The sequence below is a fragment of the Janthinobacterium sp. PAMC25594 genome (genome assembly GCF_019443505.1).
In the GTDB taxonomy this organism is placed as follows: Bacteria; Pseudomonadota; Gammaproteobacteria; order Burkholderiales; family Burkholderiaceae_D; genus Janthinobacterium.
The window spans coordinates 4,071,695-4,094,112 of the sequence record NZ_CP080377.1; the positions used below are offsets into that span (position 1 = coordinate 4,071,695).

11 protein-coding genes, 2 tRNA genes and 3 rRNA genes are annotated in these 22,418 nt (G+C 58.3%); 9 read left to right on the forward strand and 7 right to left on the reverse strand.

Features of this window, described 5'->3' with window-relative positions; genetic code table 11:
- Nucleotides 1-521: 521 nt before the first annotated feature.
- The 5 genes from KY494_RS18330 to rrf all read left to right on the forward strand — a co-directional run bounded on the left by KY494_RS18330 (nt 522) and on the right by rrf (nt 5,689).
- Nucleotides 522-2,052 (forward strand): 16S ribosomal RNA (locus tag KY494_RS18330).
- A gap of 79 nt (nt 2,053-2,131) precedes the next feature.
- A tRNA-Ile gene (locus KY494_RS18335) sits at nt 2,132-2,208 on the forward strand.
- 25 nt (nt 2,209-2,233) lie between these two features.
- Nucleotides 2,234-2,309 (forward strand) — tRNA-Ala (locus KY494_RS18340).
- Between the two features lie 240 nt (nt 2,310-2,549).
- A 23S ribosomal RNA gene (locus KY494_RS18345) occupies nt 2,550-5,439 on the forward strand.
- A 137-nt stretch (nt 5,440-5,576) separates the two neighbouring features.
- Nucleotides 5,577-5,689 (forward strand): 5S ribosomal RNA (rrf, locus tag KY494_RS18350).
- The 16S, 23S and 5S rRNA genes sit together here with 2 tRNA genes alongside, the layout of an rRNA operon.
- 207 nt (nt 5,690-5,896) lie before the next feature.
- Here the strand turns inward: rrf and dacB are convergent.
- Both dacB and KY494_RS18360 read right to left on the reverse strand, forming a co-directional pair.
- A complete protein-coding gene (gene dacB, locus KY494_RS18355) occupies nt 5,897-7,399 on the reverse strand; it encodes a D-alanyl-D-alanine carboxypeptidase/D-alanyl-D-alanine-endopeptidase (RefSeq protein WP_219887778.1) in 1,503 nt (500 codons plus the stop codon).
- Between the two features lie 8 nt (nt 7,400-7,407).
- Nucleotides 7,408-8,646, reverse strand: a complete 1,239-nt coding sequence (locus KY494_RS18360; RefSeq protein WP_219135896.1) for a nucleoside recognition domain-containing protein — start codon at nt 8,644-8,646, stop codon at nt 7,408-7,410.
- A 217-nt stretch (nt 8,647-8,863) separates the two neighbouring features.
- Here KY494_RS18360 and KY494_RS18365 point away from each other — a divergent pair, with 217 nt between their 5' ends.
- The 4 genes from KY494_RS18365 (at nt 8,864) to KY494_RS18380 (ending at nt 15,769) form a co-directional block, all read left to right on the forward strand.
- A complete protein-coding gene (locus KY494_RS18365) occupies nt 8,864-10,666 on the forward strand; it encodes an ABC transporter substrate-binding protein (protein WP_219891639.1) in 1,803 nt (600 codons plus the stop codon).
- A gap of 217 nt (nt 10,667-10,883) precedes the next feature.
- Entirely contained in the window at nt 10,884-13,637 is a 2,754-nt protein-coding gene (locus tag KY494_RS18370) for a TonB-dependent receptor (RefSeq protein WP_258194308.1), read from the forward strand.
- A 73-nt stretch (nt 13,638-13,710) separates the two neighbouring features.
- Nucleotides 13,711-14,790 (forward strand): LD-carboxypeptidase, encoded by a 1,080-nt coding sequence (locus tag KY494_RS18375; protein ID WP_219887779.1) that lies wholly within the window; start codon nt 13,711-13,713, stop codon nt 14,788-14,790.
- 85 nt (nt 14,791-14,875) lie between these two features.
- Nucleotides 14,876-15,769, forward strand: coding sequence for a YihY/virulence factor BrkB family protein (locus tag KY494_RS18380; RefSeq protein ID WP_219135912.1), 894 nt, complete (start codon nt 14,876-14,878; stop codon nt 15,767-15,769).
- Nucleotides 15,770-16,154: 385 nt separating this feature from the next.
- Here KY494_RS18380 and KY494_RS18385 read toward each other — a convergent pair whose 3' ends face one another.
- The 5 genes from KY494_RS18385 to KY494_RS18405 all read right to left on the reverse strand — a co-directional run bounded on the left by KY494_RS18385 (nt 16,155) and on the right by KY494_RS18405 (nt 22,298).
- A complete protein-coding gene (locus KY494_RS18385; protein WP_219887780.1) occupies nt 16,155-17,282 on the reverse strand; it encodes an acyl-CoA dehydrogenase family protein in 1,128 nt (375 codons plus the stop codon).
- Nucleotides 17,283-17,321: 39 nt separating this feature from the next.
- Entirely contained in the window at nt 17,322-17,990 is a 669-nt protein-coding gene (locus KY494_RS18390) for an SDR family oxidoreductase (protein WP_219887781.1), read from the reverse strand.
- Nucleotides 17,991-18,068: 78 nt separating this feature from the next.
- Entirely contained in the window at nt 18,069-19,265 is a 1,197-nt protein-coding gene (locus tag KY494_RS18395) for an acetyl-CoA C-acyltransferase (protein WP_219135892.1), read from the reverse strand.
- Nucleotides 19,258-21,060: a bifunctional isocitrate dehydrogenase kinase/phosphatase gene (gene aceK, locus KY494_RS18400; protein WP_219887782.1), complete on the reverse strand. Its 1,803-nt coding sequence runs from the start codon at nt 21,058-21,060 to the stop codon at nt 19,258-19,260. The genes KY494_RS18395 and aceK overlap by 8 nt, the downstream gene beginning before the upstream one ends.
- Nucleotides 21,061-21,113: 53 nt before the next feature.
- Entirely contained in the window at nt 21,114-22,298 is a 1,185-nt protein-coding gene (locus KY494_RS18405; RefSeq protein ID WP_131689793.1) for an isovaleryl-CoA dehydrogenase, read from the reverse strand.
- Nucleotides 22,299-22,418: the final 120 nt, after the last annotated feature.

Sequence of the window (22,418 nt, forward strand, 5' to 3'; positions counted from 1 at the left end):
GGATCAGCCCGTTAATATGCAAGCTTCAACGGGTACCAGGGCGTTCAGAATAGTGTTACCTGGTCGATTTGATGGCAATATGGCATCGCATCATTAAATTTCACACTTTCTTAGAATAAACCTTGCTGCCTGCGTATAGCTTTGCTATAGTTCGCCTCCCCAATGAGACGCTGCAGTTTGCGAAACAACGGGATCACTGGAAACGGTGAGGGTAGTAAAAAAGAAGGTTGACGGATTTAGCGAAATGCTTCATACTCTTTCTTCTTCGCAGCTGACAAACACAACGCTTTGTCGATAGCGCAAAAGCAGTACCGAATACCGTTCTTTAACAATTAACAGTCGATAAGTGTGGGCATTTGATGTAAGTGCAGCGTCAATCTTCGGATTGGCGTCTAACTTAAAATATCAAATGTTCACAAGAAATAATGAAATAGGCGCTACGCAAGTAGTGGCCTGTCAGTTTTTTGAGTGAGCGACCCGTCGCAAGACGGTGCCAATAAAATGGCAAAGTAACAGAGATTAAACTGAAGAGTTTGATCCTGGCTCAGATTGAACGCTGGCGGCATGCCTTACACATGCAAGTCGAACGGCAGCACGGAGCTTGCTCTGGTGGCGAGTGGCGAACGGGTGAGTAATATATCGGAACGTACCCTAGAGTGGGGGATAACGTAGCGAAAGTTACGCTAATACCGCATACGATCTAAGGATGAAAGTGGGGGATCGCAAGACCTCATGCTCGTGGAGCGGCCGATATCTGATTAGCTAGTTGGTAGGGTAAAAGCCTACCAAGGCATCGATCAGTAGCTGGTCTGAGAGGACGACCAGCCACACTGGAACTGAGACACGGTCCAGACTCCTACGGGAGGCAGCAGTGGGGAATTTTGGACAATGGGCGAAAGCCTGATCCAGCAATGCCGCGTGAGTGAAGAAGGCCTTCGGGTTGTAAAGCTCTTTTGTCAGGGAAGAAACGGTGAAAGCTAATATCTTTTGCTAATGACGGTACCTGAAGAATAAGCACCGGCTAACTACGTGCCAGCAGCCGCGGTAATACGTAGGGTGCAAGCGTTAATCGGAATTACTGGGCGTAAAGCGTGCGCAGGCGGTTTTGTAAGTCTGATGTGAAATCCCCGGGCTCAACCTGGGAATTGCATTGGAGACTGCAAGGCTAGAATCTGGCAGAGGGGGGTAGAATTCCACGTGTAGCAGTGAAATGCGTAGATATGTGGAGGAACACCGATGGCGAAGGCAGCCCCCTGGGTCAAGATTGACGCTCATGCACGAAAGCGTGGGGAGCAAACAGGATTAGATACCCTGGTAGTCCACGCCCTAAACGATGTCTACTAGTTGTCGGGTCTTAATTGACTTGGTAACGCAGCTAACGCGTGAAGTAGACCGCCTGGGGAGTACGGTCGCAAGATTAAAACTCAAAGGAATTGACGGGGACCCGCACAAGCGGTGGATGATGTGGATTAATTCGATGCAACGCGAAAAACCTTACCTACCCTTGACATGGCTGGAATCCTTGAGAGATCAGGGAGTGCTCGAAAGAGAACCAGTACACAGGTGCTGCATGGCTGTCGTCAGCTCGTGTCGTGAGATGTTGGGTTAAGTCCCGCAACGAGCGCAACCCTTGTCATTAGTTGCTACGAAAGGGCACTCTAATGAGACTGCCGGTGACAAACCGGAGGAAGGTGGGGATGACGTCAAGTCCTCATGGCCCTTATGGGTAGGGCTTCACACGTCATACAATGGTACATACAGAGCGCCGCCAACCCGCGAGGGGGAGCTAATCGCAGAAAGTGTATCGTAGTCCGGATTGTAGTCTGCAACTCGACTGCATGAAGTTGGAATCGCTAGTAATCGCGGATCAGCATGTCGCGGTGAATACGTTCCCGGGTCTTGTACACACCGCCCGTCACACCATGGGAGCGGGTTTTACCAGAAGTAGGTAGCTTAACCGTAAGGAGGGCGCTTACCACGGTAGGATTCGTGACTGGGGTGAAGTCGTAACAAGGTAGCCGTATCGGAAGGTGCGGCTGGATCACCTCCTTTCTAGAGTTTGCACGAATCAGTAATGATTCACGCATCAAATGTTCACACTTATCGGCTGTTAATATAAAGAACAGCATTTGGGGCTGTAGCTCAGCTGGTTAGAGCACCGTGTTGATAACGCGGGGGTCGTTGGTTCGAGTCCAACCAGCCCTACCAGTTTCTGTAGTCTGGAAATACCCTAGGGGGATTAGCTCAGCTGGGAGAGCACCTGCTTTGCAAGCAGGGGGTCGTCGGTTCGATCCCGTCATCCTCCACCAAAAGTTCAAACGTAAATCAGCGCACATGGCGCCGGGATTTAGGTTTGGTCTTTTCGAGATCAAGTGCTGTATGTTCTTTAACAATCTGGAAGAAGTAAAGATTATTTATTGATCGGTTTGCCGTAAAAAGCAAATCGATGGGTAATGATTGTATGTATCAACAAACAAGCAACAACGTTGTACTTTCTTATCCCTGTAGCGCTCTTTCATCATGTAAATGTTGAGAGGCTAACGTTATAGGGACAAGCGAATAAGTGCACATGGTGGATGCCTTGGCGATTACAGGCGATGAAGGACGTAGTAGCTTGCGATAAGCTGCGGGGAGTGAGCAAACACACTTTGATCCGCAGATTTCCGAATGGGGCAACCCACCCTTTTAGGGTATTGCATACTGAATACATAGGTATGCAAGGCGAACGCGGCGAACTGAAACATCTAAGTAGCTGCAGGAAAAGAAATCAACCGAGATTCCCAAAGTAGCGGCGAGCGAAATGGGAAGAGCCTGTACGTGATAGTCGGACCGATAACAGAATCCCCTGGAAATGGGAGCCATAGTGGGTGATAGCCCCGTATGTGAAATTGGACCGGTGATACTAAGCGTACGACAAGTAGGGCGGGACACGTGACATCCTGTCTGAATATGGGGGGACCATCCTCCAAGGCTAAATACTCGTAATCGACCGATAGTGAACCAGTACCGTGAGGGAAAGGCGAAAAGAACCCCGGAAGGGGAGTGAAATAGATCCTGAAACCGTGTGCATACAAACAGTAGGAGCGGACTTGTTCCGTGACTGCGTACCTTTTGTATAATGGGTCAGCGACTTACATTCAGTGGCAAGGTTAACCGCATAGGGAAGCCGTAGAGAAATCGAGTCCGAATAGGGCGATCAGTCGCTGGGTGTAGACCCGAAACCAAGTGATCTACTCATGGCCAGGATGAAGGTGCGGTAACACGCCCTGGAGGTCCGAACCCACTAATGTTGAAAAATTAGGGGATGAGCTGTGGGTAGGGGTGAAAGGCTAAACAAACTTGGAAATAGCTGGTTCTCTCCGAAAACTATTTAGGTAGTGCCTCAAGTATCACCATCGGGGGTAGAGCACTGTTATGGCTAGGGGGTCATTGCGACTTACCAAACCATTGCAAACTCCGAATACCGATGAGTGCGAGCTTGGGAGACAGACGTCGGGTGCTAACGTCCGGCGTCAAGAGGGAAACAACCCAGACCGCCAGCTAAGGTCCCAAAGATTGGCTAAGTGGAAAACGAAGTGGGAAGGCTAAAACAGTCAGGATGTTGGCTTAGAAGCAGCCATCATTTAAAGAAAGCGTAATAGCTCACTGATCGAGTCGTCCTGCGCGGAAGATGTAACGGGGCTAAGCCAGTCACCGAAGCTGCGGATATTGTTCTGTGATTTATCACAGATAGATATGGTAGGAGAGCGTTCTGTAAGCCTGCGAAGGTGTCTTGTAAAGGATGCTGGAGGTATCAGAAGTGCGAATGCTGACATGAGTAGCGATAATGGGGGTGAAAAGCCTCCACGCCGTAAGCCCAAGGTTTCCTGTTCAACGTTCATCGGAGCAGGGTGAGTCGGCCCCTAAGGCGAGGCAGAGATGCGTAGCTGATGGGAAGCAGGTTAATATTCCTGCACCGTCGTATGATGCGATGGGGGGACGGATCGCGGAAGGTTGTCCAACTGTTGGAATAGTTGGTTTTTGGCTCATAGAAGGCACTTAGGCAAATCCGGGTGCGGAATTCAAGGGGTTGAGACGAGTGCACTTGTGCATGAAGCAATCGGAAGTGGTTCCAAGAAAAGCCTCTAAGCTTCAGTCATACGAGACCGTACCGCAAACCGACACAGGTGGGCGAGATGAGTATTCTAAGGCGCTTGAGAGAACTCGGGAGAAGGAACTCGGCAAATTGGTACCGTAACTTCGGGAAAAGGTACGCCCCGGTAGCTTGACTGGTTTACTCCAGAAGGGTGAAAGGGTTGCAATAAACTGGTGGCTGCGACTGTTTAATAAAAACACAGCACTCTGCAAACACGAAAGTGGACGTATAGGGTGTGACGCCTGCCCGGTGCTGGAAGATTAAATGATGGGGTGCAAGCTCTTGATTGAAGTCCCAGTAAACGGCGGCCGTAACTATAACGGTCCTAAGGTAGCGAAATTCCTTGTCGGGTAAGTTCCGACCTGCACGAATGGCGTAACGATGGCCACACTGTCTCCTCCCGAGACTCAGCGAAGTTGAAATGTTTGTGATGATGCAATCTACCCGCGGCTAGACGGAAAGACCCCATGAACCTTTACTGTAGCTTTGCATTGGACTTTGAACCAATCTGTGTAGGATAGGTGGGAGGCTTTGAAGCGGGGACGCTAGTTCTCGTGGAGCCAACCTTGAAATACCACCCTGGTTTGTTTGAGGTTCTAACCTTGGTCCGTTATCCGGATCGGGGACAGTGCATGGTAGGCAGTTTGACTGGGGCGGTCTCCTCCTAAAGTGTAACGGAGGAGTTCGAAGGTACGCTAGATACGGTCGGACATCGTGTTGATAGTGCAATGGCATAAGCGTGCTTAACTGCGAGACTGACAAGTCGAGCAGGTACGAAAGTAGGACATAGTGATCCGGTGGTTCTGTATGGAAGGGCCATCGCTCAACGGATAAAAGGTACTCTGGGGATAACAGGCTGATTCCTCCCAAGAGTTCATATCGACGGGGGAGTTTGGCACCTCGATGTCGGCTCATCACATCCTGGGGCTGTAGCCGGTCCCAAGGGTATGGCTGTTCGCCATTTAAAGTGGTACGTGAGCTGGGTTTAAAACGTCGTGAGACAGTTTGGTCCCTATCTGCCGTGGGCGTTGGAAATTTGAAGGGGGCTGCTCCTAGTACGAGAGGACCGGAGTGGACGTATCTCTGGTGTACCGGTTGTCACGCCAGTGGCATTGCCGGGTAGCTAAATACGGAAGAGATAACCGCTGAAAGCATCTAAGCGGGAAACTTGCCTTGAGATGAGATTTCCCAGAGCCTTGAGCTCTTTGAAGGGTCGTTCGAGACCAGGACGTTGATAGGCTGGGTGTGGAAGTGCAGTAATGCATTAAGCTAACCAGTACTAATTGCCCGTACGGCTTGTCCCTATAACCTTAGCAGGTACAGAGGATAAGACGGTACAACGTTGTGCGTTTGTTGATACTACTATTCATTACCCAATCTTTGCTTCTTCCAGATTCAGGCTTTGTCGCTCCACTGAGGACAAATGCCGGTACAAGTTATGCCTGATGACCATAGCAAGTTGGTCCCACCCCTTCCCATCCCGAACAGGACCGTGAAACAACTTTGCGCCGATGATAGTGCTGCAACCAGTGTGAAAGTAGGTTATCGTCAGGCTTGTTATACGCAGTAGAGAAAAACCCGATCTGCAATGGTCGGTTTTTTTTTCGTCTGGTGGTTGGGCGCTGGTGGTGGCTGTCGGCTTACGCGCGTTGCGCTAAGCCGACCTACGCCGACGTACGCTGGCCTACGGTCAGACCCCGGCTGTTCAGATGACGAAAAAAAAGCAGCGTTAGGCGCTGCCTTTCTGTCTTTACTTCCCTTTTATTGACCGGCAACCACAGGCGTCGCGCCGCTCCTGGCCACCCACTCGATCAGCGCATCGACGGCGGCGCGGCCATTGCCATTGCCCACCAGGTCGCTATTGATCATGGCGACCACCACGCATAACTGGTTGTTGGCATCAGGCACGTAGCCGGCAATGGCGACCACATTTTTTAATGTCCCCGTCTTGATGCGGGCGCGCGCGGCGGCTGGGCTGTTCAGCAGGCGCTTGCGCATGGTGCCGTCCAGCGCCACGATGGGCAGGCTGGACTGGAACTCGGGCGCCCACGGACTTTGCTGCATCGCTTGCAGCACGCCAGCCATTTGTGCTGGCGCAATGCGTCCCGTGCGCGACAAGCCGGAGCCGTTGTCGACCAGCATGCCCTGGGTGTCGATATGGTGCCGCTGGAACCATTCCTGGATGACCAGTCGCGCCCGATTGGCCGTATCTTCCGGCGCCGCCATGGCGACGGGGCGGCTGCCCAGCCAGTTATCGCTCTGCAAGCTGCCCAGGCTGAGGAACAGGGTGCGGGCCAGAGTGTTGTCGGACGTCTTGTTGATATCGCGCAAGACTTCCGGCAAGGCCCGCGCCACATGGTCGGCCAGCATGCGCGTGCCGACCGGCTCGGCCGTCGGCGGCAAGCCCGTAAATGGCGCTTCGCGCACCGTGCCCGTGATCGTGCCGCCCAGGCGTTTCCAGGTGGCACGGAACAAGCGGTCCGCATAATCGTTGCGGTCGAGCACATTGATGCTGGTGGCCTTGCTGCAGTTTTGCGGGAAGGTGCCGTGCAAGATCACCTGCAGCTTGCCGCTCGCATCGCGCCGGTATTCGGGCGGGTGCCAACCGTCTTCCCATTTGGCACAGCTGCCCTTGACCAGCTTCATGTCGCTGGTGATGCTGACGTTCTCCAGCGGCGGCTGCATCAGGATGCTCAATTGCCGATCCGTCGAGTTCATGTTGATATCGAGCAAATTGGTGTTCAGCAACAAGGCATCGGGAATGACGTTGTAGCGGAACTCGGCCGACTCATCGAAGGGCGGCGTACCGATATCGGGCCGGGCTGGCTGGAACAACTGGCGGTCCAGAATCAGGTCGCCCTTGATTTTGACGATGCCCTGGTTGCGCAGGGTTTGCAGCATGTGTGCCAGCACGTCCGCGTTGAAATCCGTGTCGGCGCCGCCACGCAGGATCAAGTCGCCTTTCAGCACGCCATTGATGACGTCGGCGCTGGTGCGCAATTCCGTGCGGCCGCGGAAGATGGGGCCCAATTGCTCCAGGCCCACGGCCGTCGTCACCAGCTTCATGGTGGAAGCGGGCTGCATGCTGCGCTCGGCGCCGTGCGACAGCACGGTGGCGTTGCCACGCAAAACGATGGCGCCCATGGCGTCTTCGGGAATATTCGCGCTGCGCAGCAGCAGGCTGACGGATTCGGGCAATTGCGCGTGGGCAGTCGACAGGCCAAGACCCGCCAACAGCGCAGCCATCAGAACAGGACGTAACATGGTGCTCCTTAATGGAAAAAGACGTAGGCGACAAAGACGGCCGTGACCACGCCAGCGAAATCGGCGATCAGGCCGGCCGTGATCGCATAGCGCGTCTTGCGGATGCCGACGGAACCGAAGTACAGGGCCACGATATAGAAGGTGGTGTCGGCCGAGCCCTGGAAGACGCAGGCCAGGCGGCCGACGAAGGAATCGACGCCGTAGGTATTCATGGCGTCGATCATCATGGCTTTCGAGCCGGAGCCGCTGAGCGGCTTCATCATGGCCGTCGGCAGGGCGGGCACGAAGTCCGTATTGATGCCCAGGTTGGCGAAGAACCAGTTCATGCCGCTCATCAGGAAATTGAACACGCCCGCGTTGCGGATCACGCTGATGGCCACCAGCATGCCGACCAAGTAGGGAATCACGGTAATCGAGGTCTGGATACCGCCTTTCGCCCCTTCGATGAAGGCGTCATACACGTTCACCTTCTTGCGCAGGGCGCCGATGATGAAGATGGCAATGACGCTGATCAACACCAGATTGCTGACCACCTTGGACACCAGCTCGATTTCCTGTTTCGTCAGATATTGCGTGAAATACCAGATCATGGCGACGATGGCGCTCGTCATGCCGCCCATCCAGCTCAGGACGACGCGGTTGAGCAGGTTAATGCGTTGCTTGATGGACACCGTGATGATGCCGACCACAGTGGCCACATAGGTGGCGATCATGCAGGGGATAAAGATGTCGGACGGGTCGGCTGCGCCGAGGATGGAGCGCTGCGCCATGATGGCCAGCGGAATCAGGGTCAGGCCCGAGGTGTGCAGCACCAAAAACATGATTTGCGCATTCGTCGCCTCTTCCTTGTTCGGATTCAGGGTTTGCAGGCTTTCCATGGCTTTTAAACCGAACGGCGTGGCCGCATTGTCCAGACCCAGCAGGTTGGCCGAGAAATTCATCACCATGTGTCCGGTCGCCGGATGGTCTTTCGGAATTTCCGGGAAGATGCGCGAAAAGAAGGGCGCGATCACTTTCGCCAGCCAGCCGACGATGCCCGCTTTTTCACCAATGTTCATGATGCCCAGCCATAAGGTCATCACGCCCGCCAGCGGCAGGGCGATATCCATCACACCCATGCGCGCCGTTTCAAACGTGCCGTCGATGATGCGCTTGAAGATATCGTTATCGCCGAGAAACAGCCACTGCAGCACCGCGGCCAGGAAGCCAACGAGGAAAAAGCCGGACCAGATGTAATTAAGTGCCATATGCGATCAGTTCTGTGTGTCGGGAGTGAAAAATGTCTGCATACAAAGTATAGGGGCAGCCCGATACGAGTTGATGAAAGAATGCAGCAATCGCATGCCAAAAAGTTATAAGCTGGCAGCCTGTTTTCATTGGCGCCCCGTCGCTTGCCCGCGTAGTGTGGGGGATGCCTGTCGCTTATCGCTGTTCGTTACCCTTGTCTGCACTGGATCACTGATGATGTTTTTACGCAAAACCGCCTGCGCCGCCAGCCTGGCCCTGTTGACGCTTTTTAGCGTGCCCGGCATTGCCGCCACCGATGCCCGCGCGAACAAGACCTTGCACTTGTTCTTGAGCACCAGCGAGACGGGCCTGGACCCGGCCGTGGCCTCGGACCTGGCCAGCCTGAATTTGATGGAAAATATTTTTGACCCGCTCTTGCGCTATGACTACCTGACGCGTCCGGTGCAGCTGCAGGGCAATACGGCGCGCGGCTTGCCCACCGTGGAAGATGGCGGACGCACGTATCTGTTTCACTTGCAGCCTGGTATTTTCTTCACCCCCGATCCCGCCTTCAAGGGCCGGCCGCGCGAAGTGACGGCGCAGGATTATGTCTACAGCCTGACGCGCCTGTATGACCCCGGCCTGAAGTCGCCGTGGCTGTTCTTGCTGGAGGACAAGCTGGTGGGCGATGCGGCCCTGAAAGCCAAATTCAGCTACGACACGCCGATCGCCGGCTTGCAGGCGCTGGACAAATACACCTTGCGCATCCGCCTCAACGCCATCGACCCGAACTTCCTGTTTTACCTGGCCATGCCGGCGACTGCCGTGGTGGCGCGCGAAGTGGCCGAAGCGTACCCGGCGGCAGGGCAGATCGGTAATCACCCCGTGGGCACGGGGCCGTTCCTGGTCAAGGAATGGAAGCGCAGCGACAAGATCGTGCTGCAAGCCAATCCGACTTTCCGTGCCACCGTGTTCCATACCGAGGCCAAGGCGCTGGCCGCCTTGCCGGTCGACGTGCGCGCCATCGCCACTGCGCTGGAAGGCAAGCGCTTACCGCTGGTCGAGCGTATCGAAGTGCGCATCGTCGAGGAATATCAATCGCGCATGCTGGGTTTCCTGAAAGGCGAATTCGATTACCTGGAACAAGTGCCGGAATCGATGACGGACATGGTGCTGGAAAACGGCGCCCTGAAACCGGCGCTGGCCGCCAAGGGCTTGCAACTGACGCGCTTTCCCGTGCTGCAGACGTATTACATGTGGATGAACATGGACGACCCCGTGCTGGGTGGCACGAGCAAGGACAAGCTGGCCCTGCGGCGCGCCATCGCCCTCAGCTACAACAGCCGCGAAGACATCGCCTTATTAAAAAAGGGGCTGGCCTTGCCGGCGCAGTCGCCGCTGCCGCCGAATGTGCTCGGTTACGACAAGGCTTACCGCAGCCCCGTCGGCTACGATCCGGCGCTGGCGCGCGCCTTGCTGGACCGCTTCGGCTACAAGGTGGGCGTCGATGGTTTCCGCACGCAGCCCGATGGCACGCCCTTGCTGCTGACCATGCACACGGAGCCGAGCACGGTGGGCCGGCTGCGCGATGAATTGTGGCGCCGCAACCTGAACGCCATCGGCCTGCGCGTGGAGTTCAAAAGCGACAAGAAGACGGAAATCATCAAGGCGTCGCGCCTGGGCAAGGTGCAGATGTTCGAGACCAACTGGATCGCCGACTTCCCCGATGGTGATAACTTTATGCAATTGTTGTATGGCGGCAACGTTGGCCGCGCCAACTATGCCCGCTTCAATTTGCCCGATTACAATAAACGCTATGAGGAGGCGCGCCTGCTATCCGATACGCCGCGCCGACGCAGTCTGTACTTCGACCTGTTTCAGCTGATCCACGCTTACACGCCGTGGGTGCTGCTGACGCATCCCATCTCTGCCGACCTGCAGCAACCGTGGCTAAAAAACTACAGGCGCCACCCCGTGGAATTCACGTCCTGGCGCTATCTGGACGTCGATCCCGCCAAGGGCCGCCCCGCAGGCAAGTGACCACGTCGTTGAAAAGGGCATTCATTCCAAAAAGTTATGGTTAGGAAAGCATTTTTCATTGGCTGGGCCTGGTTGCATCGCGCTACTCTGAAAATGAAAACAAATAAAGTAAAGCGCTGGCGTCATAAAAAAATGTACTGCGAGACAGACGCCGCGACCTTACAAAACAGCCTGGACTTGAGAACTCAAGTTTCGATTGCCCAACAAGGAGAGACCAGTGAAATTGAAGAAACTAGCGCAGTTGGTGGCATTGATGGGGGTGGTGGGGCCGGTGATGGCACAGGACGCGGCGGCGCCAGCGATGCAACGGGTTGAGGTGACGGGTAGCAGCATCAAGCGCGTGGCCAAGGAAGGCGCGCTGCCGGTGCAAGTCATCAGCTTTGAGCAGATGGAAAAGCAGGGCATCACGACGGCCGAGCAACTGGTGCGTACCCTGTCGGCGAATGGAACGGGCGCCGAGAACATGACTTCGGGCAATAACGTCTTTGGCGCCGACGCGGACCGCCTGGCCGGCGGCGCTTCGTTCGCCTCGCTGCGCGGGCTGGGACCGGGCGCGACCCTGGTGCTGCTGAACGGCCGCCGCGTCGCCACGCATGGCGCCAGTGGCCGCGCTGTCGACTTGAATTCCATTCCGCTCGGGGCAATCTCGCGCGTGGAAATCCTCAAGGATGGCGCCTCGGCCATCTACGGCACGGACGCCATCGGCGGCGTGATCAATTTCATTCTGAAAACCAATTACAGCGGGGTGGAAGCCTCCGTTTCTACCAACGACACGCAAGCGGGCGGCGGCGCCACGCGCCGCGCTTCCATCCTGGCCGGCACGGGCTCGCTGGAAGAAGACCGCTACAACATCATGGTCAGTTTGACGGTCGACAAAGCACAGCGCCTGAACGGCAGCGACCGCTCCTTCGTCAATGGCTACCAGCCGGGCCGCGGCCTGTCGCCGGACACCACGGGCACGCCGTTTGCCAACCAGATGGCGGGGGCCGGCACGGCGTTGGGCACCGCGTTCCAGCTGCCTGGCGACCCGAATCAATACCTGCAAGCCAATCCCCTGAGCTTCCAGGGCAAGTGCGACAGCGTCGCCGGCATGTCGCAATACCAGACGGCACTGTGGAAAGACGTGACGTCGCCGTTGCGCACCAAGTATTCCTGCGCCTACGACTATGGCGCCGACTATGTGCTGCAATTCCCTGTAGAACGGGCCAATTTCCTGTCGCGCGGCACGTTCAAGCTGGCGCCCGACCACCGCATGTTTGTCGAAGCGCTCGGTTCGCGCACCAAGGCCACGGCGATTTTGACGCCGATGCAGGTGCAGACGAGCATTGCCAACAAGGCCGTCTACCCCGTGGGCGGCGCGTATTACCAGGATTTGTCGGCCTACATCCCGTCGTTCGACAAGACCAAGCCAATTGCCTACAAATGGCGCGCGAATGACGTGGGCAACCGCACGCAGGAAAACACCACCGACAATGCGCGTGTACTGCTGGGTTTTGAAGGCAACTTCGGCAAGTGGGATTACAAGACTGGCGTTTCCTACGCACAGAGCACCACCAAGACCAAGCTGACCGATGGCTATTCCTACACGGACAAGTTGTACGCGGCCCTGGGGACAGGGATCATCAATCCGTGGGTGGGCGCGGGCCAGAGCCAGACGGAAGCGGCCAAACAATTGATCGAGTCGACCAAGTTCCGTGGCGCCTTCCAGCATGGCAAGACGACTCTCACCCAGATCGATGGCGCCGTTTCCGGTGAGCTGTTCCAGCTGCCTGCTGGCGCCGTGGCGATGGCGGCCGGTTTTGATTTGCGCCGCGAGGGCTACAGTTTCGGACAGGATGTCGATGCCAACCTGATTCTGTTGGCGCCAGGAAATGCTGCATTGAAGGATGTCAGCCGCAACGTCAAGGCCGTGTATGCCGAGTTGCTGGTACCCATCATGAAAGACCTGGAAATGCAGCTGGCCGTGCGTCGTGATGATTACAGCCAGGTGGGCGCCACCACGAATCCGAAGATTGCCTTGCGTTACCAGCCGGCCGACTTCGTCCTGTTCCGCGCCTCGACCAGCAAGGGCTTCCTGGCACCGAGTTTCGACCAGCTCTATTCAGGTGTATTGACGCAGGAATTGCCGAATGGTGTGAAAGATCCGGAAGGCTGTATCAAGCATCCCGGCGTGAAGGAATATTGCAGCATCGATCGTCTCAGCTACACGACGGGCGGCAACCTGAACCTGAAGCCGGAGACGTCAAAGCAGGGCAGCGTCGGCATCGTCATCGAACCGGTCAAGGGTTACTCCGCCTCGTTTGATTACTGGGCCATCAATACCCAGGACCAGCTCCTGAAACGCACGCCGCAAGTCGTGCTGGCCAATTACCAGGCGCTGAACCAGTATATTTTCCGCAAGGCCGATGGCACCATCGATTATGTACAAGCGGGTTGGTTCAATGCGGGGGGCAGCCGCGTGCGCGGCCTGGACGTGAGCTTGCGCGGCGAAGGCAAGGTCCAGGACGTGAAATGGACGGCGACCCTGGACGGTACGTACATGGACAGCTTTAAATTTGCCGAATACAAGGGGCAAGAATACAAGGAGCTGGTCGGCAATTTCTACACGCGTGATTTGTACTTGCGCTGGAAACACAATGCCAGCTTCGGTGTCTCGCGCGGCGACTGGAGCGGCTTGCTGATCCAGAGTTTTGCTTCCGGCTACAAGGACCAGGTACCGAATGACGGCAAGGGCACGCCGCCGCCGGGCTTCAAGGCCGATGTGTCCAGCTACACCACGTATAACTTGTCGGGCACGTACACGGGCTTCAAGAATACGACCTTGACCCTGGGCATCCAGAACCTGTTCGACCGCGATCCACCATTCACCGCGCACAACGTGGATGAAGTGGTGGGCGCCGGCTGGGATCCGCGCGTGGCCGACCCGCGCGGCCGCGGCTTCACCTTCCAGCTGAAGTACAAGTTCCTGTAAGGCGGCCATCTGGCATGCTAACCTCGTGCGGCGGCGCCTGGTGTCGCCGTTTTTTATTTCAGGAAAGGGCCGCATGTCGAGTCAGACCAATCTCAGCCGGCGCCGCTTCGGCGGCTTGCTGGCCGCCACCGTGGGGGCGGCAGGCACACCGGCGTGGGCGGCGGCCGCGCAAGGGAAGGGCAAACGCATGCAACAGCACCACGCATTGATCAAACCGGCGCGCCTGCGCGACGGCGACCTGGTCGCCATTATCGCACCGGGCGGTTTTACGGATGAAGACGCCATCGCCCAGGCCGTGCGCAATATCGAATCGCTGGGGCTGCGCGCCAGCCTGGGCGCGAATATCCGCGCCGTGCACGGCAACTATGCGGGCACGGTGCGGCAGCGCCTCGACGACCTGCACGCGGCGTTCGCCGATCCCGAGGTCAAGGCGATCTGGGCCATCCGTGGCGGCTCCGGCTGCATTTCGCTGCTGGCGCTGCTCGACTACGCCTTGATCCAGCGCAATCCGAAAGTGCTGATCGGCTATTCCGACATCACGGCCCTGCACCTGGCCATCGCCAGCCAGACGGGCCTGGTGACCTTCCACGGCCCCGTGGCCTCATCCACGTTTTCCGACTACACGGTGACGCAGCTGCGTAACGTGCTGATGACGCCGCAAGACAGCTACACGATTCCGATGGCCTTGGACAACCACCGCCGCGCGCAGACGCAGCCGAACTTCGCCATCCGCACCGTGCATGGCGGCCAGGCGACGGGACGCTTGACGGGCGGCAACCTGTGCCTGGTCAGCGCGCTGGCCGGCACGCCGTATGCGGCCGATTTCCGCGAGCATATCCTTTTCCTCGAAGAAATCAATGAAGTGCCGTACCGCATCGACCGCATGCTGTGCCAGCTCGACCTTTCCGTCGGTTTCAAGCACGCGGCGGCCTTGATGCTGGGCATTTTCGAGCATTGCGAGGCGGCCGAGGGCGATACTGCGCTGAGCCTCGATGCTACCCTGGACCAGCATTTGCAGCCTTTACGCGTACCGGCCGTCAGCGGCTACTCGTTTGGCCACATCCGCCACCAGTTCACGCTACCTATGGGTATATTGGCGACCCTGGATGCGGACCGGCAAACCTTGACCTTGCTGGAGCCGGCCGTCTGCTAGCGCACGGTGCGGCAGGGCGATTGTCAGTATGCTAGTGTGATAAGGCGTGGCACGAGGCCGCGCCGTCTTCCTCACCGCACCCGACATGATCAACCGCCACGCCAGTACCTACATCCTCAGCCACCCGCTGGCCTTCGCGCTGCAGGTGCTGAAGGGTTTCCGCGCCAACCAGGGCTTGCTGCTGGCGGGCGCCGTCGCGTATTACTCGCTGCTGTCCATCGTGCCCTTGCTGATGCTGGTGGTGGTGGCCCTGTCGCACGTGATCGCGCAGGACGAATTGCTGCAAACAATCGGCCATTACCTGGAGTGGCTGGTGCCGGGACAATCGAAGGCCATCGTGGGCGAGATCGCACATTTTCTCGACAACCGGGGCGTGATGGGCTGGCTGTTGCTGCTGACCATGCTGTTTTTCAGTTCCTTGGCGTTTACCGTGCTGGAAAACGCCATGAGCGTGATTTTCATTCACCGCGTCGCCATCCGCCGCCGCCATTTCCTCATTTCCGCCGTGCTGCCGTACTGCTACATCCTGTGCCTGGGCGTGGGTATCCTGCTCATCACGCTGGTGGCGGGCGGCTTGCAGGTGATGGGCGAGGAAAGCGTGCGCTTCCTGCGCCACGACTGGGGCCTGGAAGGCGTGTCCGGCGTGCTGCTGTATCTGCTGGGGCTGGGGGGAGAAATCCTCGTGCTCAGCTCGATTTACCTGGTCATGCCGGTGGGAAGATTATCGATTACGCATGCGCTGATCGGCGGCGTGACGGCGGCCCTGCTGTGGGAAATCGCCCGCCACGTGCTGGTCTGGTATTTTTCCACCTTGTCGCAGGTGAATGTCGTGTATGGCTCGATGACGACGGCCATCGTCGTCATGTTCAGCCTGGAAATCGGCGCCACCCTGCTACTGCTGGGCGCGCAAGTGATTTCCGAATACGAAAGAGTGGCGCGTGGCGGCGAAGAGGACAAGCCGCTGGCGCTAAGGACTTGATTTAAAAAGGTTGTTGCGTCGCACAAAAGGCTGTGCTATACTCCGTTCAGTGATTGAGATTTGGCAGCAAATCATCTCACCATCCAGTTTCAGCGCTGCGACCGACAGGTGTAATGTCGATGGCGTGACAGAGCGAAGAGTGGATTTTGTAATTCCGGATACGATGGTTGATTTACACCTTGGAGTCACCATGCAGATAGCATGGGAGTCCGAAAATCAGGAGGCACTTTGCAGATAGCACTGGCGTCCATGACACGATTAAAGCATTGGTAATACATTGGAACGAAGCCCGCGCTAGCGGGCTTTTTTTTCGTCTATTGAAAACCCAGCGGCGTAACCCCGGGGTCGTACCCTGCAGGGTACGACCCCAGCCTTTGCCTGGGGTTTACAAAGCTCTGGCGATGAGTATCTTCTGGATATCGCTGGTGCCCTCGTAAATCTGGCACACGCGCACGTCGCGGTAGATGCGTTCGACGGGGAAATCGGACACATAACCGTAGCCGCCGTGCACCTGGATGGCGTCCGAACAGACCTTTTCCGCCATTTCCGACGCAAACAGCTTGGCCATGGCCGCTTCCTTCAGGCACGGCAGGCCCGCATCCTTCATGGCCGCCGCGTGGCGGATCAGCTGGCGCGCCGCTTCGATCTGCGTGGCCATGTCGGCCAGGCGGAATTGCACGGCCTGGTGTTCATAGATGGGTTTGCCGAAACTCTCGCGCTCGCGCGCGTAGCTCAAGGCCGCTTCGTACGCGGCGCGCGCCATGCCCACGGCTTGCGAAGCGATGCCGATGCGTCCGCCTTCCAGGCCGGACAGGGCGATCTTGTAGCCTTGTCCTTCTTCGCCGATTAAATTTTCCGCCGGGATGCGGCAGTTGTCGAACAGGATTTGCGCCGTGTCCGACGAATGCTGACCCATCTTCTGTTCCAGTCCCGCCACGATGTAGCCGGGCGTGTTCGTCGGCACCCAGAAGGCGCTGATGCCGCGCTTGCCGGCCGCCTTGTCGGTGACGGCCATGACGATGGCCACGTCCGCATACTTGCCGCTGGTAATGAATTGTTTCGTGCCGTTGATGACGTACGCATTGCCGTCGCGGGTGGCCGTGGTGCGCAGGGCCGAGGCATCGCTGCCCGTGTGCGGTTCCGTCAGGCAAAACGCCCCCAGCATGGCGCCTTGCGCCAGCGGACGCAGCCACTGTTCTTTCTGTGCATCGTTGGCATACATCATGGCGATGCTGCACACGGGGCAATTGTTGACGGAAATGATGGTCGACGTGCCGCCATCACCGGCGGCGATTTCTTCCAGCACCAGGGCCAGCGACACGTAGTCGAGGCCGGCGCCACCGAGCGCTTCCGGCACGGCCACGCCAAAGGCGCCCAGCGCGGCCAGTTCCTGCAATTCTTCCTTCGGGAAATGATGTTCCTTGTCCCAGCGGGCCGCGTTGGGCGCCAGGCGCTCGCGCGAAAAACTGCGCAGCGCTTCCTGGATCATGGTCTGTTCTTCATTGAGTATCATGGGACGTCGTCTCGTTTGTTTTTATGGTGTGTGGGGGAATTACCAGCCGATGGGCTTGCCATCGTAGTTGCGGAACACGGCCTTGTCCGTGGCCGGCAGGCTGGCCAGCGTGGCGCGGATACCGGCAGCGCTTTCTTCCGGGGAAATATCCGCGCCGGCGCCGCCCATGTCCGTGCGCACCCAGCCTGGGTGGAAAGCCACGCAGCTGACGCCTTGCGGGCCATGCACGAGGGCTGTGTCGATCAGCACGGAATTCAAGGCGGCCTTGCTGGCGCGGTACAGCGAACCGCTGGGGTTGCCCCGTTCGCTCAGGGAACCCATGTGCGAGGACAGCACGGCGAGTTTCCCTTTTGCATTGACCACCAGCGGTGCCAGGATCGGCAGCAGCCGCATGGCCGCCAGCACGTTCGTGTGCATGACGGCATCGAAATCTTCTTGCGTGGGGGTACCGTCGTGACGGGGGCCATACACGCCCGCGTTGAGGATGGCCACGTCGAGTTTTTCATCGTCGAGCTTACGGCCCAGGGCGGCACAGCCGTCCACATCCGTCACGTCGAGCTGGTGCGCTTCCGCGCCCAGTTGCGCAAGGGCGTCGCAAGCGTCTTGTGTGCGCGCCGTGGCGATCACCCGCCAGCCGTCGTGGCAGTATTGACGGGCGATTGCGTGGCCGATGCCGCGCGAGGCGCCGATGATCAATGCGGTAGGCATGTGTTTTCTCCTGGGTAATCAATGAAAAGGCGCGCAGCAAACGAGTCCACGCCGCGCGCCTGTCGTCAACAGAGCCGCTTATACCAGTTCGATCGCCATCGCCGTCGCTTCGCCGCCGCCGATGCACAGGGCCGCCACGCCGCGCTTGCCGCCGGTTTTCTTCAAGGCGCCCAGCAGGGTAACGATGATGCGCGCGCCCGAGGCGCCGATCGGGTGGCCCAGCGCGCACGCGCCGCCGTGGATGTTGATCTTGCTGTGTGGAATGTCCAGGTCGTGCATGGCGGCCATCGGCACGGCGGCGAACGCTTCATTGATCTCGAACAAGTCCACCTTGCTGCTGCTCCAGCCTGTTTTGGCGTACAGCTTCTTGATGGCGCCGATGGGCGCCGTGGTGAATTCGTTCGGCGCCTGTGCGTGCGTGGCGTGGCCGTGGATCTTGGCGATGACGGTGCAGCCGAGCTTTTTCGCCGTCGATTCGCGCATCAGCACCAGGGCGGCCGCGCCATCGTTGATCGACGAAGACGAGGCGGCCGTGATGGTGCCGTCCTTCTTGAACGCCGCTTTCAGGGTCGGGATTTTTTCCAGGCGGGCTTTTTGCGGGCCTTCATCGATGCTGACGATGGTGTCGCCGCCGCGGCCGGAAACGGTCACGGGCACGATTTCCCATTCGAAACTGCCATCCTTGGTGGCCGCTTGCGCGCGTTTCACCGAGTCGATGGCAAACGCATCCTGCGCTTCGCGCGTGAAGCCGTACTGGCTGGCGCACTCTTCGGCAAATGTGCCCATCGAGCGGGCATTGCCCTTTTCATCGCGGCTGTAGGCATCTTCCAGGCCATCCATCATCATGTGGTCATAGATCATGCCGTGGCCGATGCGGTAGCCGCCGCGCGCCTTCGGCACCAGGTAGGGGGCGTTGGTCATCGATTCCATGCCGCCCGCCACCACCACGTCGGCGCTGCCGGCGAGCAAGGTGTCATGCGCGAACATGGTCGTCTGCATGGCCGAGCCGCACATTTTCGACAAGGTCACGGCGCCCGTGGAATCGGGCAAGCCAGCCTTGCGCAAGGCCTGGCGCGCGGGCGCCTGGCCCTGGCCAGCCATCAGGCAATTGCCGAAAAACACGTGTTCCACGGCATCCGGCGCCACGCCGGACCGTTCGACGGCGGCGCGGATGGCCACGGCGCCCAGGTCGCTGGCGGTGACGTTGGCAAAATCGCCCTGGAAGGCGCCCATGGGGGTGCGCGCGGCACCGACGATTACGACTGGATCATTCATGTTGGATCTCCGGTTGGGGGTGGGAAGGTGCTTGCTTACAAAAACGCAGGTGCTGCGGATACGGGAAGACGTCCTCGATATGGCCGTCTTCGATGCGCTGCTTGCGCGCCTGCCAATATTGCGCCGTCAGCAGGTCGGCATGGTGCTGCATGAAATAGGTGCGGATGCGGGGATTGCCCAGCAGGAATGTGCCGAATTGTTCGGGAAACACATCGTGCTTGCCGATGGGATACCACGGTTCGGCCGACATTTCTTCCTCCTCCGTGCGGGCTTGCGGGATGACGCGGAACTGGCAATCGGTGATGTACTCGATTTCATCGTAATCGTAAAAAACGACACGCTGATGACGTGTCACGCCAAAGTTTTTATACAGCATGTCGCCCGGAAAAATATTCGCCGCCACCAGTTCCTTGATGGCGTTGCCGTACTCGATGATGGCGTGTTCCACCAGGTCGTCGCGGCCTTCCTTCTCGGCATTGCTCAGCCACATGTTCAGCGGCACCATGCGCCGCTCGATGTACAGGTGGCGGATGATGATCTGCTCCTGGTCTTCCTCGATCAGCGAGGGGGCGAACTGTTTCAGCTCGGCCAGCAGTTCCGCAGTAAAACGGGCACGGGGAAAGGCCACGTTGGAATACTCGAGTGTGTCGGCCATGCGGCCTACGCGGTCGTGGTGTTTCACCAGCAAGTACTTTTGCTGGACTTGCGCGCGCGTGGTTTCCTTGGGCGGCGGGAAAAAATCCTTGATCACCTTGAAGACATATGGAAACGACGGCAGGGCAAACACCAGCATCACCAGGCCGCGGATGCCGGGCGCGCTTTCGAAGTGGTCCGACGAGTGTTTTAAATGCTGCAGGTAGTCGCGGTAAAACAAGGTCTTGCCCTGTTTTTGCAGGCCCAGTATCGTGTAAATTTCGCTGCGCGGTTTGCGCGGCAGCAAGCTGCGCAGGAATTGCACATAGGCCGACGGCACTTCCATATCCACCAGAAAATAGGCACGCGTAAACGAAAACAGCACGGCGATCTGTTGCTGCTCGAACAGTACCGTGTCGAGTACCAGCTTGCCGTGGCGGTTGTGCAGGATGGGCACGACGAACGGGTATTCGCGGTTGCCGTTGATGCCCTTGCCGACCAGGTAGGCGCCCTTGTTGCGGTAGAACAAACTGGTCAAGACCTGGAGCTGGTGGTTCGGCTCCAGCTTGTCGCTGCCGAACAGCTGCCGCAGGCGCGCTTCCACCTGGGCCACGTCGCGCTCCAGGTCGGCAAATGCGCAGTCCAGCTGGAAGTTGCCCAGCATGAGCGTCAGGGTATGGCGCAAGCCATCCTTGCCCGGGTAATACACGCGGTAGGTGGGCACCGGGTCTTGCGTCTCGATGTATTCCGTGGAAACGACGGGACGCACGAAAATATAGTCGTTATTGAAATAAGTGCGGTGCAGGATGTTGCAGCAGACGGAATTGAAGAAGGTTTCCGCCAGTTCCGGTTGCTTGTGCTCCGTCAGCATGCCGATGTAGTGCAGCTTGAGTTCGCGCCACACTTCGTCGCTCAACTCCGACTCTTCGTACTCATCTTCGAGCATCTGCACGCATTCCTGCACGCGCTTGTCATAAAAGTCGATGCGTTCGCGGGCCGCCGTCTGGGCCGCGCTCCAGGCGCCTTGTTCGAAATACCGCTTGGCGTGCTGGCTCGTTTCGCGGAACAGACGGTAATGCTTGTCGAAGCCGTCGCGGATGGTGCGCGCGATATCGAATGCAATCTGGGAAGAGAGCAATTTGGGGAAGGCAATTTGCGTCATAGTTGTGCTCGCATGAATGGCTTATCCCCCAGTCGATAACCGCGCGCCCGTGCTTACTTGGTTTCCGCAAACAATTCGCGGCCGATCAGCATGCGGCGGATTTCGCTGGTCCCGGCGCCGATTTCGTACAGCTTGGCATCGCGCCACAGGCGGCCGGCCGGATACTCGTTGATGTAGCCGTTGCCGCCCAGTGCCTGGATCGCTTCGCCCGCCATCCAGGTCGCCTTCTCCGCACTATACAGAATGGCGCCGGCCGCATCCTTGCGCAACTGGCGCACGGCTTCCGGCGTGGTGGCGCGGTCGCAGGCCTGGCCCACGGCGTAGACATAGGCCTTGCACGCCATCATGGTCGAGTACATATCGGCCAGCTTACCTTGCATCAACTGGAACTCGCCGATGGCCTGGCCAAATTGCTTGCGGTCATGCACGTAGGGCACGACCAGGTCCATGCAGGCCTGCATGATGCCCAGCGGGCCGCCGGACAGCACGGTGCGCTCGAAATCGAGGCCCGACATCAGCACGTTGACGCCCTTGCCCAGGCCACCGAGCACGTTTTCGGCCGGCACTTCGCAATCCTGGAACACCAGTTCGCCCGTGTGCGAGCCGCGCATGCCCAGCTTGTCGAGCTTTTGCGCGATGGAAAATCCTTTGAAATTCTTTTCGATCAGGAACGCCGTCATGCCGCGCGCACCCGCTTCCAGGTCGTTTTTCGCGTACACCACCAGCACGTCCGCGTCGGGACCGTTGGTGATCCACATCTTGGTGCCGTTCAGAACCCAGCGGTCGCCCTTGAAGTCGGCGCGCAGCTTCATGCTGACGACGTCCGAGCCCGCGTTCGGCTCCGACATGGCCAAGGCGCCGATGTGCTCGCCCGTGATGAGTTTTGGCAGGTACTTCGCCTTTTGCTCGGCCGTGCCGTTGCGCTTGATCTGGTTCACGCACAGGTTCGAGTGGGCGCCGTAGGACAGGCCGACGGAGGCCGAGGCGCGCGAGATCTCTTCCATGGCGATGATGTGCGCCAGGTAGCCCATGCCGGCGCCGCCATATTCTTCGCTGACGGTGATGCCGAGCAAGCCCATGTCGCCCATCTTGCGCCACAGGTCCATGGGGAACTGGTCGGTGCGGTCGATCTCGGCCGCGCGCGGCGCGATTTCGGCGGCGGCAAATTGTTGGATCGCTTCGCGCAGGGAGGCGATGTCGTCGCCGTGGTCAAAGGTCAAGCCTGGGAGATGGAGCATGTCGTCCTCGTCGTCGTTATAAGTGTGGCGGTCATGGGTGCCGGGTCAGTAAAGCTATGATACTCAGTTGTGACGTTTACGTAAACGTAAAGTGGCGCGCGCGGCGGCTGTCCGCTGCCC

Bases quoted from the DNA above. Each gene is read 5' to 3' on its own strand.
- KY494_RS18385 (WP_219887780.1), bottom strand. From the start codon at position 17,282: ATGATACTCAATGAAGAACAGACCATGATCCAGGAAGCGCTGCGCAGT.
- KY494_RS18360 (WP_219135896.1), bottom strand. From the start codon at position 8,646: ATGGCACTTAATTACATCTGGTCCGGCTTTTTCCTCGTTGGCTTCCTG.
- aceK (WP_219887782.1), bottom strand. From the start codon at position 21,060: ATGACGCAAATTGCCTTCCCCAAATTGCTCTCTTCCCAGATTGCATTC.
- KY494_RS18405 (WP_131689793.1), bottom strand. From the start codon at position 22,298: ATGCTCCATCTCCCAGGCTTGACCTTTGACCACGGCGACGACATCGCC.
- dacB (WP_219887778.1), bottom strand. From the start codon at position 7,399: ATGTTACGTCCTGTTCTGATGGCTGCGCTGTTGGCGGGTCTTGGCCTG.
- KY494_RS18375 (WP_219887779.1), top strand. From the start codon at position 13,711: ATGTCGAGTCAGACCAATCTCAGCCGGCGCCGCTTCGGCGGCTTGCTG.
- KY494_RS18395 (WP_219135892.1), bottom strand. From the start codon at position 19,265: ATGAATGATCCAGTCGTAATCGTCGGTGCCGCGCGCACCCCCATGGGC.
- KY494_RS18365 (WP_219891639.1), top strand. From the start codon at position 8,864: ATGTTTTTACGCAAAACCGCCTGCGCCGCCAGCCTGGCCCTGTTGACG.
- KY494_RS18390 (WP_219887781.1), bottom strand. From the start codon at position 17,990: ATGCCTACCGCATTGATCATCGGCGCCTCGCGCGGCATCGGCCACGCA.
- KY494_RS18380 (WP_219135912.1), top strand. From the start codon at position 14,876: ATGATCAACCGCCACGCCAGTACCTACATCCTCAGCCACCCGCTGGCC.